The following is a 15,728-nucleotide window of genomic DNA, read 5'->3' as shown; positions in this document are numbered from 1 at the left end:
AATCGTTTAATTGTAAGAAATTATGAATTTACATAATATTTAAGTTAAGTTTAGATTTATTGTATTTCATACACTTACAGCGTTGTTAATAACAATTATCAAATAATAAACACAGTTTGTTACATCTGGTTCATCTTCATAAACATTCTTTTTCCTATAGTAGGCTCGTCATCAATAGAAAAATGTAGGGATTTACAATGGCGAGCAAACTAAAAATGACCGGGATCACCCTAGCCGTTTTGCTAGCGTCTGTAGGCGTTGCAGCAGGTTTAGGTGCAATGAAAAAGCCACCGGAAAAGAAAGAAGAAAAAGAATCAATACCTGTTGTTGTGGTAGAAGACAACAGTGTTGAAACGATTACACTAAACGTAAACTCTTACGGTTTAGTTAATCCTAAATATAATACCTCACTTAAAGCACAGGTAACTGGGCAAGTTACTGAAATTTCAGATGCGTTTGTAAAAGGTGGTTTCGTAAACCAAGGTGACGTGCTAGCACGCATCGACCCAAATGATTACGAAGCGGCTTTAACTGAAGCCGAAGCAAGCCTTGCACAAGCACGTGCTGCACTTGAATTAGAGCGCGCACAAAAACGCGTTGCCGAGTCAGAGTGGGAGCGCATTAAAGAAAGTGCGAAAAACGAATTTGTGCCAACTGAACTTTACTTACGTAAACCTCAGTTAGCGGAAAAAGTAGCGCGTTACCGTGCTGCAGAAGCCGGTGTTAAGCGTGCAAAACGCAATTTAGAGCGTACTTATATCAAAGCACCTTACGATGCAATTATTACAGCACGCTCAGTAGCACTGGGCTCTGTGGTTAATTCTGGTAGCCCAATTGGCGAATTAAGTAGCACTGATTTTGCTGAAGTACGCTTACCTGTTGCAGATAAAGAATTACAATTCTTAATGCAAGGCGGCATTGATGCAGATGTAGATTTAGTAACAAACTTCCAAGGTAAATTACATCACTGGCAAGCAAAAGTAGTGCGCAGCGAAGGCCAAGTTGATAGCAAAAGCCGTATGTCATACTTAGTTGCTGAAATTAAAGACCCATATGGTTTAGAGTCAAATAACACGCCTCTTCGTTACGGTTCATATGTTAACGCTTCAATAGCCGGTTTATCGGTTGAAGGTGTTAGCCGCGTTAAATCTCACCTTGTAAGTAATGGCAAAATTGCCGTTTTAGAAGACGGTGTTTTAGCGTATCGCACGGTTGAAGTACTGCGTGAAGAAGGTCGCGAGTTAATTGTTAAAGGTGAGCTTGCCAATAATGAGCAAATCATTGCATCAAATATTAAGCGTCCAAAAGCTGGTATGAAGCTTTCAAATGCCGCCTTAACGACACAAGAAAAACCAGCTCAACCAGTTGCAGAACTGGCAATGAAAAAAGAGGACTAAACCATGATTGATACGAAAAAAGGTATCATCGCATGGTTTACCCGCAACCCAGTTGCTGCAAACCTGCTGATGATCATCATTCTGATCGGCGGTTTATTTACCGCCATGACCATTCGCAAGCAAATGTTTCCGCAATTTGAAAATAGCTGGATGTCAATTCAAGTTGCATACCCTGGCGCTGCCCCGCAAGAGGTAGAAGAAGGGATCACCATGAAAATTGAAGAAGCATTAGAGGGTATGCAAGGCCTAGAGCGCTTAATTACCTATTCTAACCGCGGTTTTTCACAAACATGGATCCGTATTGACGAAAGCTACGATGCCAAAGAAGTATTAGATGAAGTTAAAATGCAAATTGACTCTATCTCAACCTTCCCTGATGGCATGGAGCGTCCTATTGTCGCGAAAGAAAAATACCGCCAAGAAGTAATGTATTTATCACTGCATGGCCCGCTTTCTCAACGCGAACTAAAAGACTTAGGCTCAAAAATTCATGATGAGTTACTAGCCTTACCAGGTATTAATGTTGCTGAGTATTTTAGCGGACTTCGCTATGAAATCGGCATTGAGATCAGCCCTGATAAACTACGTGAATACGGTTTAACGTTTAGAGATGTTGCCAATGCAGTTCGTGCATCATCAGCGAACATGTCAGCAGGTCAAATTCGCGCTGAAAATGGCTATATTTCAATGCGTGTTGAAAACCAAGCTTACCATGGCAATGAATTTGAAAAGCTACCGTTATTAAGCCTACCGGATGGTAGCCAAGTGTTACTCGGTGATGTTGCAAACATTAACGATGGCTTCCAAGAAGGTATTCAATTTTCTAAATTCAATGGTGATAACTCTCGTACTTTCTTTATTGGTGCATCAGAAGAGCAGGATATTACAAAAGTAGCCGACACCATTAATCAATACTTAGACAAAAAAGCCAAAGAACTTCCTGAGGGTGTAACGCTCGAATCATTTGTTGATATGACCTACTACCTTGAAGGTCGTTTAAATATGATGATTGAGAACATGGCTTGGGGTGGCTTGCTGGTTATTTTAAGCTTAGCGTTATTCCTTCGTATCAAGCTGGCTTTCTGGGTAATGATGGGTTTACCAGTATCGTTTTTAGGTGCGTTATTAGTAATGCCTTTAGGCGGTCTTGATATCACCATCAATATTATGTCGCTGTTTGCCTTTATTTTAGTACTCGGTATTGTGGTGGATGACGCCATAGTAATAGGGGAATCAGCCCACAGTGAGATTGAAAAGCACGGACACACAACAGACAATGTTATTCGTGGCGTAAAACGCGTTGCAATCCCAGCTACATTTGGTGTTTTAACTACCATTGCGGCTTTCTTGCCAATGATGCTAGATAGCGGACCTGAAGCTGCGGTATCGAAGTCGATTGGCGGCGTAATTATTCTGTGTTTAATTTTCTCGCTAATTGAATCAAAGCTTATTTTGCCTGCGCACTTAGCGAAAATGAAGTTATCTCCGCACAACCCTAAAAATCCTCTTCACCGTATGCGTGAAGGCTTAGATGGTGGTTTAAAGCGCTTTATCGATAATAGCTATCGCCCGATGATTGTGAAGTTCATTGAATTTCGCTATCCGGTAATCTTTGCCTTTGTTGGTTTAATGATTATCAGTGGTGGATTATTCGCTGGCGGCTTTGTTAAGTTTGTTGCAAACCCTAAAGTGCCGCATGATTTTGCCAATATCAATATTGATATGGAGCAAGCAACTGCTGAGCGCACAACGCTTGAAACAGCACTGCAAGTTGAACAACTTATCTTGAATGAAGACAAACTGATTGAGCAAGAGTTTGGTCAAAAAATGGTTGAAGATATCTCGGTACGCCTTGATGGCCGCACAGGTGCGCGTATTATGGCAAAACTGGTTGACCCTGATTTACGCCCAATGGATACCTTTGAGCTTGCTGATCGCTGGCGCAGTAAAATGCCTGAATTCTCTGCCGTTAAAACGTTAAATATTCGCGATAGTATTGGTGGTAATGACCGTGACGATGGCGATATCAGCTTCCGCTTAGAAGGTAAAGATATGACAGAGCTTCGCCTTGCAGCCGCTGAATTAAAAGCGCATTTAAACACCATTAAAGGCGTGGGCGATGTAAATGATTCAATGCAAACTGCAACCGATGAAGTACAGTTTGAACTTAAACCTGTGGCGTATAGTTTAGGCTTAACGCTTGCTGATGTTGCATCACAAGTTAGCTTTAGTTTCTATGGTTTAGAGGCACAGCGTATTTTACGTGACGGTGAAGAAGTTCGCGTGATGATCCGCTACCCAGAGCAAGAACGTAACGCTATCAGTCGCATTCATGATGTACGTATTATCACCCCACAAGGTGCTGAAGTACTTCTTTCTGAAGTGGCTGAAGTGAAATTAGTTGATGGTGTAAGCAGCATTCGCCGTGAAAACGCGCGCCGTACTATTAACGTATGGGCTAGCATTGATGCAGAGCAAGTTGAGCCATTTAAAGTCGCTAAAGATATTCGCGAAGAATATATTCCAACGTTACTTGATAAATACCCAGGTATTACAACTAACTTAACTGGTCGTGTTCAAGAAGAAATGGACTCGATGATGGAGCAAATTAAAAACTTCATTATCTCGCTATTAGTGATTTATAGCTTACTGGCAATTCCGCTTCGTTCTTATTCGCAGCCGCTATTAATTATGTCGGTGATCCCATTTGGCATTATCGGTGCGATGTTCGGTCATATGTTCTTAGGCATGACCATGAGTGCGCTCTCGATGTTCGGTATCATTGCTGCAGCAGGTGTAGTTGTAAACGACTCGCTTGTAATGGTGGACTTTGTAAACCGCGCCCGTAAAGAAGGTGTAGCAATTAAAGAAGCTGTTGTGGAAGCCGGTTGTAAACGTTTCCGTGCGATTTTACTAACATCAGCAACGACCTTTATTGGCTTAATCCCAATTTTAAGTGAGACCAGCTTACAAGCGCAGCTTGTAGTACCTATGGCTGTTTCGCTGGCATTTGGTGTGTTGTTTGCCACTGTTATCACATTAGTGTTGATCCCTTGCCAATACGTTGCACTGGAAGACATTAAAGGCCTTATTAGACGAGACAAAGGGAAAAAGGAAATTTCTCAATCAGACATTGATGACGACGCTACTGTAAAAATCTGATTACTTGTCTAACCTACCAAAGCCCACACTCTGTTGTGGGCTTTTTATTTGCAGAATCCTTTGTTGGCATGTTAAAAAATCACAATACTCCTTATAATTAAAAGTCTTATTGGAAGGCTTAAATAGCTACTTCGTTAAATTAGAATTGTCATAACTAATGGAATTTGTGTGATAAAGAAATATTCAATTTTTGTTGTTCTTATATTGCTACTGGCTTGCCTTATTTGGTTTGCTAACTTCCATTCCACAGCTGAATTGGACGCCTCCCCTGTTAATGCACAAAAACACATAGCTAACGAACCAATTATCTCACTGACCGAAAACCAAATTCAAAAGCCTGAAAAAACAAAAAAGCCAGGTGAAGTATTAAAAGATGAACAACAAAGTTATTGTAAAGATCAGCCGCGCTTTTTCGCGAAGTTTGAACGAGATAAACAAAGTTATTTAAGTCAAATTGCAATTGCGTGGCGTATACAAGGGGAATCGCCTTTTAAAATAATGCATGCGTTAGAACATGCTGTTTCAAAAGATGCGGCCGAGCGCTTTATGCGAGAAGTAAAACTGGTTTCTTTCAACTCAGAGGCAAATCAGTTAAAAAGCCAAAAATATATTAATAAAGGCTTAGATTTTGCGGATTATATTAAAGAAAAGCACCGCTATAGTTTTGAAAAATTTCGCCAATCAGTAGTTAGCAAAGACTTTGTTGAAAGTTACCGCAAGCAAGTTGAGCGCAACCAAGATATTGCTGTTGATATTTTGCAGTATGCATTTGTACAGGCTGTAAATATTGATAATCCTAAACCTGATTTCGATGCCTTATTGTTGCTTTACGATAGTTATTATTCCCTTAACCCTAGTATTAATAAATTTATTACCTCACAACAGTTGCCGTATGTACTAAATGGCTTGCCAAAAGATACCGCAGCAAAAGTGCTTTCACGTTTACTATTGATTGAACAATTACCTTCTAACACCAGTAAGTCAGTATTACTCGCGCGTGTTGGCGGCATTGACAAACAATTTGTAGATATCATTAATGGCGCACCAATAACCCCGCCTGCGCCTATAGAAAGCGATGAGCTGCAGTCTCAATTACACGAGATAATCACTGAACAAAATTTGTTTATTGATGATCAAGACGTTTGTCAGCTTTATGATGTCGCACCGATTGATAGTAATGTCACTGTAAATTACATTGATGCAAATAGCCTTGATTACCCTCACCCAAGTTGTGACCGACTACTCTCAGAACAAGCTAAAGAAATTGGCATGTTAGCGCTATTTTCTGAAATATCGTCGCAGTTTTTAGCAGCAGGCATTGATCTCAATAATTTAAATGATGCCGAGCAAGTTAAACGCGCTGACCTAGTGCAAGTTCATGAGTATCTTGATAAAAAACCAGAGTTTGAACGAGAGCTTGCGTATTTACTGCTCTATTCAAGACCCATGCACAGCAAACGAAACGAAATTATCGAGGCCCTAGTAACTCAAGGGCTATACCCTAAAAATGCTAACGCAGTTGCAGTTATACAACGCCTTAATCAAGATGATGCCATTAAAATGCTAGAGCGAATGGGTAATGTCGATTTACCAAACCAACGTGGTGAAAGTATGGTGTATAACTTAATGTTTATTAACCCCGAATTGACTAGTGAGTTAATTAACCGCGGTTTCAGCCAAAAGCATAGCCAGCAAAGCCCTGATCCTTTATTAAAAATGCTGCACTTTTTAAAAGAAAATCGCGAGTCAGAAAAATGGATTGGAGTAATAACCGCGCTAATCAATAACGGGGCAAAAATTGAAGCTCAACACCTTAATGAAGTGTACCGCCTGCAATTAACCGTACCTGAACTTTACCAGCAATTAACTGAGCGTCATCCAGAGCTTATTCCTCATAATGTCACAGCACTCAATATTGTGCAGTGTCAGACCTCTGAATAGCTATCTACGGACTGCGTTTCAAGCGCATTTGATTGATTTTGAATTTTACTAAGCAAAGGCGCCATAATCCAAGTGACTAGTACAATGTAGCCACATGCCATGGCGATTTGAAAAATGCGCATGTAAAACTTACTTGATGCCCCGCCGTCTTCTAATGTCGAACCCGATATAATAATAATCACAGTAGTAAGCGCCATAGCATAAATAGGCGATAATTTTCGATTAGAAAATATAAATTGTGAAAAAATTAGAATAACAATCGCATACAGTAATAGAGCAAAACTGTAATTAGGCGCGGCCAGTAATAAGCTGAACATGATAATTGCAGCTATTCCGCCAATACTATTTCCTAACAGCAGCGCGCCAGCACCTTTAACCCCTGCAACAAAATCAGGTTTTTGCGCCAAAATTGCAATAAAAATGAGTACTAAAACAGCGCCTGTAAGTTGAAAATAAAGGAAGAAAACCAATACAGGCACAATCATAACCACGCTTAGCAGTGACATACGTACTCGCACGGCATGATCAGCAATAGGTGCTGCTTGTTCTTTGAGTTTATCTCCAATTCCCTTAACAAAGATTTCATTACAGATAAGGGTGATCATTAGCGCAACAACGCAAGAACATAACACCCCTAAAATTGCCTGTTTGGCAATCAGTGGATGTAACATGCTCAACATAGGAATAAGCGTTATTGCGACCAACAACATGGTAATGGCAATTTCATTACCACCTGAGTTCCCCCAGTAGGCAAGCCAAAACAAAATCACGGTAACCACAAGTATAAAAACTACTGGGTAATTGATTAGGCTACTAGAAAGGGCAAAGCCTGCAAAAAATGCCGCAGCAATAATAATAAATAACGTAAGTAAACCCGATAATTTAATACGTGTTGTGTTTGGGCCTAGAAACTTTGCAACCAGCACAGGGGTTAAAAATGCCAATGGCCAGTTAAAGCCATATGCAAGGGCTATCGCAACTAAAAGCCCTGTTGCAAAGCGCATTATTTGCATATCTTTAAGGGATAACTTACCAAACACAATTAGGCTTCCATCAATAAATATACGAGAACCAGCTAATTAAGCGGATCCACAGTTTGCCTAAGCTATTAAAAATGAAATTGTCTCCGGTATAGGTTATTACATCCACTTGCCCACCTTCACGTAACATGGGCATCACGCTTTTTGCATCATTGATTTTTATAATCACGGTAAAACGTTGCGGATCTCTCATCCAGCCTTTGTTTTGCTCTGGGGTAGGTAATGCACCTGGTGACGATTTATCAAAACTTACACCATAACCAAGGCTAATAACTTCGCCACTGAGTACTTCTCCGGGCATTGAATCAAGTACTAACTCAACAGCATTCCCTTTGGAGATATTGCCTAAATTATTTTCTCTATATGCCGCTTCAACCCAAACATAATCAGACGAGATAAACGTCATAATTTGCGCGCCTGCTTTGGCATACATCCCTTCATAAACTTTTGCATATGAAATAACGCCATCTCCTGGTGCTACCACTTGAGTACGTTCTAGGTTGAGCTGTGCAGTACCAAGCGAAGCTAATGCATTTTGTACTTTGGCGTTTTCACGCCCAGCTTTACCTAACGTTTGCTTTGCTTGTTCAACAGCGGCTTCTGCGTTAATTACTTGTTGCTCGGCTTGTGCTAATAAACCACGTGTACGGTCGCCCTGCGCTTTACTTACAACACCTTGTTCTTCAAGCGGAATAATCCGATTGGCATTGGCTTCTTTTACAATTAAATCAGCCTTGGCTTTTTCAAGTTGCGCTTTAGCTGATGCTACAGAAGCTGTATTTGCCCCAACTTCTTGTCCTGCAAGCTCTAGCTGCGCTTCGGCTTGTTCTACAGCTAAGCGATAATCACGTTCATCAATATCAAATAACGGCTCACCTACAGCTACTTTTTTGTCGCCACCTAAGTGAATTTTCGTTATCTTGCCCGATACTTCTGGCACTATCGGAATCACAAACGCGCGTACACGAGCTTGCTCAGTCATGGGGGTAATACGGTCGCTAACTAAGTACCAAACAAAATAAAGTGCAGCTAAAAGCAACAACCAACGGGTGAATTTACGTGTAAAATCAGCCTGCTCTTTTACTTCAGTTGGTCTTTCAGCGCTTTCCTGAACAGCTGTTATTGTTGCATTGTTTGCTAGATCATTGTCATTCTGTGCATTGCTTGCGTTTTGACTTTCACTCATTAGGCTTCACCTTTAGCATCTGTGTTAGCAAGGTCTTGCTTGGTGTGAGATAACCAATCAACAAGTAATTGATAACCTAACGCTAGAATGATTGCACCTGTGAATAAGCCCAAAATCCCAGAGACTATCATACCGCCAATGGCGCCGAGCAAGATAACAAGCATAGGTACATCCATGCCGCGACCAAGGAACATAGGTTTTAAAATAGCGTCAGATACACTCACAGCAATTGACCAAACTAAGAAAAGTACTGCAGGTGTTGTATCAGCAACTGAAAAATAATATGCCGCTATTGGACCTAACACGATAATTGGTGGCAATTGCATAATTGCGACTAATAACACTGCTAACACCCATACACCAGCTGCTGGAATACCTGCAAGCACCAAAGCAACACCAGATAAAAGCGCCTGAATAACAGCAACACCAAGTACCCCTACAGCAACACTTCGTACCGTTTGTACACTGGTTTTTAGTGCCTGAGGACCGTGTTTTAATCCCATTAAACGATTAATTAATTGCTCACACCCTAATGAACACGCTTTGGTATTTACTAAAAATACACAGGCAATAATAATTGAAATAACAAACTGTAAAACCGTTGCACCTACACCTGCAAGGGCACCAAAAACAGAACTTACAAAATGCTTCACGCTGTCTGCATGTTTAATCAGAAATTCTTGTAAATCAACGGAAGCTTGCGACCATGCTGTGAAGAGTTTTTCTCCAACGAGTGGCCATTCTTTTATTGATTCATTAGGTGAGGGTATTACCAAAGTTCCCGCTTTGGCTTGCTCCAGTAAACCAGACACACTTTCTACAGAGCTGATGCCAAACGTTACTGTAGGCACTACAAGCAGCCCCACACCAACTACCCCTATAACAATAGCGGCAAGCTTATCGCTACCACCAAACGTACTGCTTAATTTTATAAACAGAGGGTGAAGCGCTATAGCTAAAATAGCAGCCCATACAATAGGTAACATAAAAGGGCTGAGAATTTTAAAACACCACGCACCAACTATGGCAAGCGCCGTCAGCTTAATCGCAATGTCGATAATTGCCTTTGTATCGAGATGGTTATTCACTTTCATTCCTTTTATGTGTCTGATTGCTTGAGTGATTTTGATGCATAATATTGAGCCTCGCGCCAACAAGGCTAGCAACTAAAATCGTTAGGTATAATTGCCCAACAACCGCTTCAAAATAAACAAATACCCTAGAAAGAGGGATACTTGGTGAAATATCACCGAAGCCTAATGTTGTTAATGTGACAAAAGAAAAATAGATAAACTCTGGAAACAAAACATACCAATTAGTTGTTTCAGGTACATTGTTAAATGCTGGAGTTAAATTAATTTGTAATAAACAATAGAGAATTGCCCAAATGATACCCATCATAAAATAAAGGCAAATCGCGCCAAGAATTTTGTTACTGTCGATAACACCGGAAAACAGTACTTGCTTTGCCGTTTTAAATGCAGTGAAGAGAAAAAATACCAGCATCAGTATCAGTGTGACATTATCGCCCATGGTGTTATCGATAAATACCGTAAACCAAGAAAAGGCAATAATAACGAAAGGAAACAATAGCTTATATTTGAAAAACTGACTTTGCGAATCAATACCCCAAACAGAAATAAGCAAGGTAAACATAGTGCTAGCTTGCATAACATGTTGCATATTTGAGCTAAAAAATTGATGGCACAAAGCAGTGCCAAACAGCAATAATGTCAGTGCAATTGTGAGATAGAGAAAGTTATCTCGATGACTCATCGGCTCATCCTATGAGAAGATATTATTATTTTTAAAATCCATTCTACGTGCTTAACTTAGAAAAGCCAGCGATATACGTGCAATTAGTACGCAAAAATAAGAGCAAAAAACTAATTTAGAACAAAGTAAATGCAATTATGATTTAAATACAGTCAGCTTAAATAAAAGTCACTTGTATTAAAAAGTTACGCTTTCAGCTGAGTTTTACAGCCAGTTTGCTTGGTTAAAATCACTCGCTACACGAATATAAGGCATCGTGATTTTGTGTTTTTCTATCAACTCTTCTGCCTTCTTCTTAGCAGCGCTGTAGCTATTAAAACCAAAGGTCACTACAAAATAAAAGTCATTGCTTTCAACTATTTCTGCATTTAAACGCTGAGCTAAAATTTGTGCATTAGCTTGCTTTGCAAACTTACCAAATTGCAAAACAAAACCACTTAAATTTTTACTGTTAGTTTGCGCTATTGGCTCACTAACTGTTGACGGAGTGGTGAATGGTTTTTCGCTAACTTTTGGCTCTGAGATAGCCGTATTTAATAAAAATAACTCAGCTTGGGGCACACCATTTTTAATAGCAATTTCTGCATATTCATTGGCTTTTGTCTTATCTTGGCTAAAATACTCACCGTTAAAATAAAGCGACGCAAGGTTATGTGCAGCAAAACCATTACCTTGTTTTGCGGCGTTTTGGTAATAAGTCACGGCTTCATCTGGATTATTTTTAAATATCAGAGTAGCGTAAATAAACTGGGCTTTATCATAGCCACTGTCTGCGGATTCTTTTATCAAACTTAAACCCTGACTTTGGTTGCGTTTAACACCTTCCCCTTTTAAATAAAGCGCACCTAATTCAAGCTTGGCTTTTTCATCACCTTGCTCTACGGCTTGAGATAACCACTCAACCGCTTTTTCAGGTTCATAAACCAAGCTTGTGTCATCACTATAGCGGTTTGCAATTTTACGCTTGGCATTTAAAGAGCCATTGCGAGCCGCTTTAAGGTAATGCTCAAATGCAAGGCGCTTACTCTTTTCAACATCCACACCCACTACTTTGCCCACTTCATAAGCTAAAGCGAGGTTAAATGAGGCCTCAGCATGACCTTGTTCATCTGCTAAAATCAGATATTCAAGGGCTTTTCGTTTGTTTTTAACAACCCCAAGCCCTTTGGCATACAAGGTCGCTAAAAGAAAACTCGCCTCACCATTTTCATCTTCTGATAATTCTGCACACTCATAACGAGCATTCACAAAATCGGCGTTATTAAATGCCGCGGTGCAATCGTTATCTAATTCAGTCACATACTGAGTTTGTGCAGTTAAAAAAGGTGCAAAAAGCAATAAAATAAAGAGAAAGCGTGTTTTCATAATTTACAAACAAAAAAGCTCGGTCAAAACCGAGCTTATAAGATTAGATATATTCTACTTCTGTGATTTCGTATTCAACCGTACCATTTGGTGTTTGGATTGTTACAGCATCATCCACTTCTTTACCGATCAAGCCACGGGCAATTGGTGAATTGAAAGAAATAAGGTTGTTTTTGATGTCTGCTTCATCATCACCCACAATCTTATAGGTAGTTTCTTCGTCTGTATCAACGTTAACAATCGTTACTGTTGCACCGAAAATAACTTTGCCATTATTTTGCATTTTAGTAACGTCGATGATTTGTACCGTTGATAGTTTTGCTTCAATCTCTTGAATACGACCTTCGCAAAAACCTTGCTCTTCACGCGCTGCGTGATATTCGGCATTTTCTTTTAAATCACCGTGTTCACGGGCTTCTGCGATATCCGCAACAATCTTTGGGCGACGAACTGTTTTTAATTCATTTAACTCATCACGTAGTAATTTCTCACCACGTACTGTCATAGGTGTCTGTTGCATTATTCTTCCTAGAACTCTGTCACAATAAAAGCCCGGTAAAACCGGGCTTTTTATCATTTCTTATTTAATTGCCTTAGTCTATATCAAAAAAGATAGACGGGGCAATTTTTTAATTTACGCGCTTGTGAAGCTCTTGTACTGATGAAACCGTTGAGCGGTCATCAGCAGCATGTGCTTTACAGTTTGCAAATGCAGCATTAAGCGTGGTTGTATAGTTCACTTTACCTTGTAGTGCACCGCGACGAAGCACTTTTGAGTCTTCAATCGCTTGGCGACCTTCAGTAGTGTTTACAATGTAGCTGTACTCGCCGTTCTTAATGCGGTCAAGAATGTGCGGACGACCTTCGTAAACTTTGTTTACGTGGCGTACTTCAATACCTGCATCTTCAAGTGCTTTTGCTGTACCACCAGTTGCGTCAAGCTCAAAGCCAAGTTCACGCATGGTGCGCGCAAGCTCAACAATACGCTTCTTATCGCTGTTACGAACTGAAAGTAGCGCACGACCACCACGTGGCATTACGTTGCCTGCACCAAGCTGTGCTTTAGCAAATGCATCAGCAAAGTTTTCACCTACACCCATTACTTCACCTGTTGAGCGCATTTCAGGACCACGCATTGGGTCAACGCCAGGGAACTTAGCGAACGGAAGTACAACTTCTTTTACGCTGTAATATGGTGGAATGATTTCTTTGGTTACGCCTTGGCTTGCAAGAGACTGACCCGCCATACAACGAGCCGCTACTTTAGCAAGTGCTACACCAGTTGCTTTTGATACGAAAGGTACAGTACGTGCTGCACGAGGGTTAACCTCGATTAGGTATACTTCGCCATCTTTAACAGCAAACTGCGTATTCATTAGACCCACTACACCAAGCTCTAATGCCATACGTGTTACTTGGTCACGCATGCGATCTTGGATTTCAGGGCTTAGTGAGTATGCTGGTAATGAACATGCAGAGTCACCTGAGTGAACACCTGCTTGCTCGATGTGCTCCATGATACCACCGATGATTACTTGCTCACCGTCACAGATAGCATCTACGTCGATTTCAATTGCGTCATCTAGGAAACGGTCTAGTAGAACTGGTGCTTCGTTTGACGCCGATACTGCTTCTGTCATGTAACGACGTAAATCGTCTTCGTCGTATACGATTTCCATTGCACGACCACCCAGTACGTATGAAGGACGTACAACTAGTGGGAAGCCGATTTCAGCAGATTTCGCTACCGCTTCTTCTAGAGAAGTAACCGTTGCATTTTCAGGTTGAAGTAGATCTAAACGCTCAACCATTTGCTGGAAGCGCTCACGGTCTTCTGCACGGTCGATTGCATCTGGCGAAGTACCAATGATTGGCACGCCGTTCGCTTCAAGTTCACGCGCTAGTTTAAGTGGTGTTTGACCACCGTACTGCACGATAACGCCTTTCGGCTTTTCAACACGTACGATTTCTAATACGTCTTCTAGCGTGATTGGCTCGAAGAATAGACGGTCTGATGTGTCGTAGTCGGTAGAAACTGTCTCAGGGTTACAGTTAACCATGATAGTCTCGTAGCCGTCTTCACGCATTGCAAGCGCTGCGTGTACACAACAGTAATCGAATTCGATACCTTGACCGATACGGTTAGGGCCACCGCCGATAACCATGATCTTGTCTTTATCAGATGGGTTAGCTTCACACTCTTCGTCATATGTAGAGTACATGTAAGCAGTGTCTGAGCTAAATTCTGCCGCACAGGTATCAACGCGCTTGTAAACAGGTAATACTTCTAGCGTGTGACGCTTCTTACGTACTTCAGACTCGCTCACACCTAGAAGTTCAGCGATACGCGCATCAGCAAAACCTTTGCGCTTTAAGCGACGTAAGAAATCTTTGTTAAGGCCAGCCATGCCGCCTTCAATGATTTTTGCTTCATCTTTGATGATGTCTTCGATTTGCACTAAGTACCAACGGTCAATCTTAGTTAGCTCAAACACATCTTCAACGCTCATACCGTGACGTAATGCATCAGCAACATACCAAATACGCTCTGCACCTGGCTCGCGTAATTCACGTACAATTTTCTCTTTCGCGTTAGGGTCGTCAAGTGCAACAATTGGGTTGAAACCGGTTGCGCCAACTTCTAAGCCGCGAAGTGCTTTTTGTAGAGACTCTTGCTGGTTACGGCCAATTGCCATAACTTCACCAACTGACTTCATCTGCGTCGTTAGACGGTCGTTAGAACCTGCGAATTTTTCGAAGTTGAAACGAGGGATCTTAGTAACAACGTAGTCGATTGACGGCTCGAACGATGCAGGTGTTGCGCCACCAGTAATATCATTTTGAAGCTCATCTAGCGTGTAACCTACTGCTAATTTTGCAGCGATTTTCGCAATTGGGAAACCTGTTGCTTTTGAAGCAAGTGCAGATGAACGAGATACACGTGGGTTCATCTCGATGATCACCATACGGCCATCAGCTGGGTTTACACCAAACTGTACGTTTGAACCACCTGTTTCAACACCGATTTCACGAAGAACCGCCATCGATGCATTACGCATAAGCTGGTATTCTTTGTCTGTTAGCGTTTGCGCTGGTGCTACTGTGATTGAGTCACCTGTGTGAACACCCATTGGGTCGAAGTTCTCGATAGAACATACGATGATACAGTTGTCGTTTTTGTCACGAACAACTTCCATTTCGTATTCTTTCCAGCCTAGTAAGCTTTCATCGATAAGAAGTTCACTTGTAGGTGAAAGGTCAAGACCACGGGTACAAATCTCTTCGAACTCTTCCATGTTGTAAGCAACACCACCACCGGTACCACCCATAGTGAAAGAAGGACGAATAATACATGGGAAGCCGATACGCGTTAGCGTGTCACGTGCTTCATCCATTGTGTGTGCGATTTCTGCGCGAGGACACTCAAGGCCAATCGCCTTCATTGCCGCATCAAAACGCTCACGGTTTTCTGCTTTGTCGATTGCATCAGCAGTTGCACCAATTAGCTCAACGCCGTGCTTTGCAAGTACGCCGTGCTTGTCTAAGTCAAGTGCACAGTTAAGCGCAGTTTGACCTCCCATAGTTGGTAGTACTGCATCTGGCTTTTCTTTTTCGATGATGCGCTCAACAACTTCCCAGTGAATTGGCTCGATGTAAGTCGCATCAGCCATTTCTGGGTCAGTCATAATTGTAGCTGGGTTAGAGTTTACTAAGATTACACGGTAACCTTCTTCTCTAAGTGCTTTACACGCCTGTGCGCCTGAATAGTCGAATTCACATGCCTGACCGATAACAATCGGGCCTGCACCTAAAATCAAAATACTTTTTATGTCATTACGTTTTGGCATTTTAGTCTCAGTC

General features: G+C 41.3%; 10 protein-coding genes. 3 read left to right on the top strand and 7 right to left on the bottom strand.

What is annotated here, in order from left to right:
* Window positions 1-197 precede the first annotated feature (197 nt).
* From AAEU29_RS10085 to AAEU29_RS10075, 3 genes are all read left to right on the top strand, one after another.
* A complete protein-coding gene (locus AAEU29_RS10085; RefSeq protein ID WP_421973202.1) occupies window positions 198-1,397 on the top strand; it encodes an efflux RND transporter periplasmic adaptor subunit in 1,200 nt (399 codons plus the stop codon).
* Window positions 1,398-1,400: 3 nt separating this feature from the next.
* Window positions 1,401-4,559 (top strand): efflux RND transporter permease subunit, encoded by a 3,159-nt coding sequence (locus AAEU29_RS10080; protein ID WP_421973201.1) that lies wholly within the window; start codon window positions 1,401-1,403, stop codon window positions 4,557-4,559.
* Window positions 4,560-4,727: 168 nt separating this feature from the next.
* The gene (locus AAEU29_RS10075) at window positions 4,728-6,500 is read left to right on the top strand and encodes a hypothetical protein (protein WP_421973200.1); all 1,773 of its coding nucleotides are present in this window, start codon (window positions 4,728-4,730) and stop codon (window positions 6,498-6,500) included.
* Here the strand turns inward: AAEU29_RS10075 and AAEU29_RS10070 are convergent.
* From AAEU29_RS10070 to carB, 7 genes are all read right to left on the bottom strand, one after another.
* The gene (locus AAEU29_RS10070) at window positions 6,485-7,540 is read right to left on the bottom strand and encodes a DUF2955 domain-containing protein (protein WP_421973199.1); all 1,056 of its coding nucleotides are present in this window, start codon (window positions 7,538-7,540) and stop codon (window positions 6,485-6,487) included. The genes AAEU29_RS10075 and AAEU29_RS10070 overlap by 16 nt on opposite strands.
* A gap of 13 nt (window positions 7,541-7,553) precedes the next feature.
* Complete coding sequence (locus tag AAEU29_RS10065; RefSeq protein WP_421973198.1) at window positions 7,554-8,726, bottom strand: HlyD family secretion protein; 1,173 nt, start codon at window positions 8,724-8,726, stop codon at window positions 7,554-7,556.
* The gene (locus AAEU29_RS10060; protein ID WP_421973197.1) at window positions 8,726-9,814 is read right to left on the bottom strand and encodes an AI-2E family transporter; all 1,089 of its coding nucleotides are present in this window, start codon (window positions 9,812-9,814) and stop codon (window positions 8,726-8,728) included. Before AAEU29_RS10060 ends, AAEU29_RS10065 begins: the two co-directional genes overlap by 1 nt.
* Window positions 9,807-10,502 (bottom strand): potassium channel family protein, encoded by a 696-nt coding sequence (locus AAEU29_RS10055; protein WP_421973196.1) that lies wholly within the window; start codon window positions 10,500-10,502, stop codon window positions 9,807-9,809. The genes AAEU29_RS10060 and AAEU29_RS10055 overlap by 8 nt, the downstream gene beginning before the upstream one ends.
* 204 nt (window positions 10,503-10,706) lie before the next feature.
* The gene (locus AAEU29_RS10050) at window positions 10,707-11,867 is read right to left on the bottom strand and encodes an SPOR domain-containing protein (RefSeq protein WP_421973195.1); all 1,161 of its coding nucleotides are present in this window, start codon (window positions 11,865-11,867) and stop codon (window positions 10,707-10,709) included.
* 43 nt (window positions 11,868-11,910) lie between these two features.
* Entirely contained in the window at window positions 11,911-12,387 is a 477-nt protein-coding gene (gene greA / locus AAEU29_RS10045) for a transcription elongation factor GreA (RefSeq protein ID WP_421973194.1), read from the bottom strand.
* A 109-nt stretch (window positions 12,388-12,496) separates the two neighbouring features.
* Entirely contained in the window at window positions 12,497-15,715 is a 3,219-nt protein-coding gene (gene carB, locus AAEU29_RS10040; protein WP_421973193.1) for a carbamoyl-phosphate synthase large subunit, read from the bottom strand.
* Between the last annotated feature and the right edge of the window lie 13 nt (window positions 15,716-15,728).

Origin of the sequence: Pseudoalteromonas aquimarina (assembly GCF_049257255.1) — a bacterium.
In the GTDB taxonomy this organism is placed as follows: domain Bacteria; phylum Pseudomonadota; class Gammaproteobacteria; order Enterobacterales; family Alteromonadaceae; genus Pseudoalteromonas.
Note: the sequence above shows the minus strand (reverse complement) of the source record. Positions and strands in the feature narration are given on the sequence as shown.

Excerpts from the sequence above, each read along its gene's own strand:
- AAEU29_RS10085 (WP_421973202.1), top strand. The coding sequence starts at position 198 with ATGGCGAGCAAACTAAAAATGACCGGGATCACCCTAGCCGTTTTGCTA.
- AAEU29_RS10080 (WP_421973201.1), top strand. The coding sequence starts at position 1,401 with ATGATTGATACGAAAAAAGGTATCATCGCATGGTTTACCCGCAACCCA.
- AAEU29_RS10065 (WP_421973198.1), bottom strand. The coding sequence starts at position 8,726 with ATGAGTGAAAGTCAAAACGCAAGCAATGCACAGAATGACAATGATCTA.
- AAEU29_RS10055 (WP_421973196.1), bottom strand. The coding sequence starts at position 10,502 with ATGAGTCATCGAGATAACTTTCTCTATCTCACAATTGCACTGACATTA.
- AAEU29_RS10050 (WP_421973195.1), bottom strand. The coding sequence starts at position 11,867 with ATGAAAACACGCTTTCTCTTTATTTTATTGCTTTTTGCACCTTTTTTA.
- greA (WP_421973194.1), bottom strand. The coding sequence starts at position 12,387 with ATGCAACAGACACCTATGACAGTACGTGGTGAGAAATTACTACGTGAT.
- carB (WP_421973193.1), bottom strand. The coding sequence starts at position 15,715 with ATGCCAAAACGTAATGACATAAAAAGTATTTTGATTTTAGGTGCAGGC.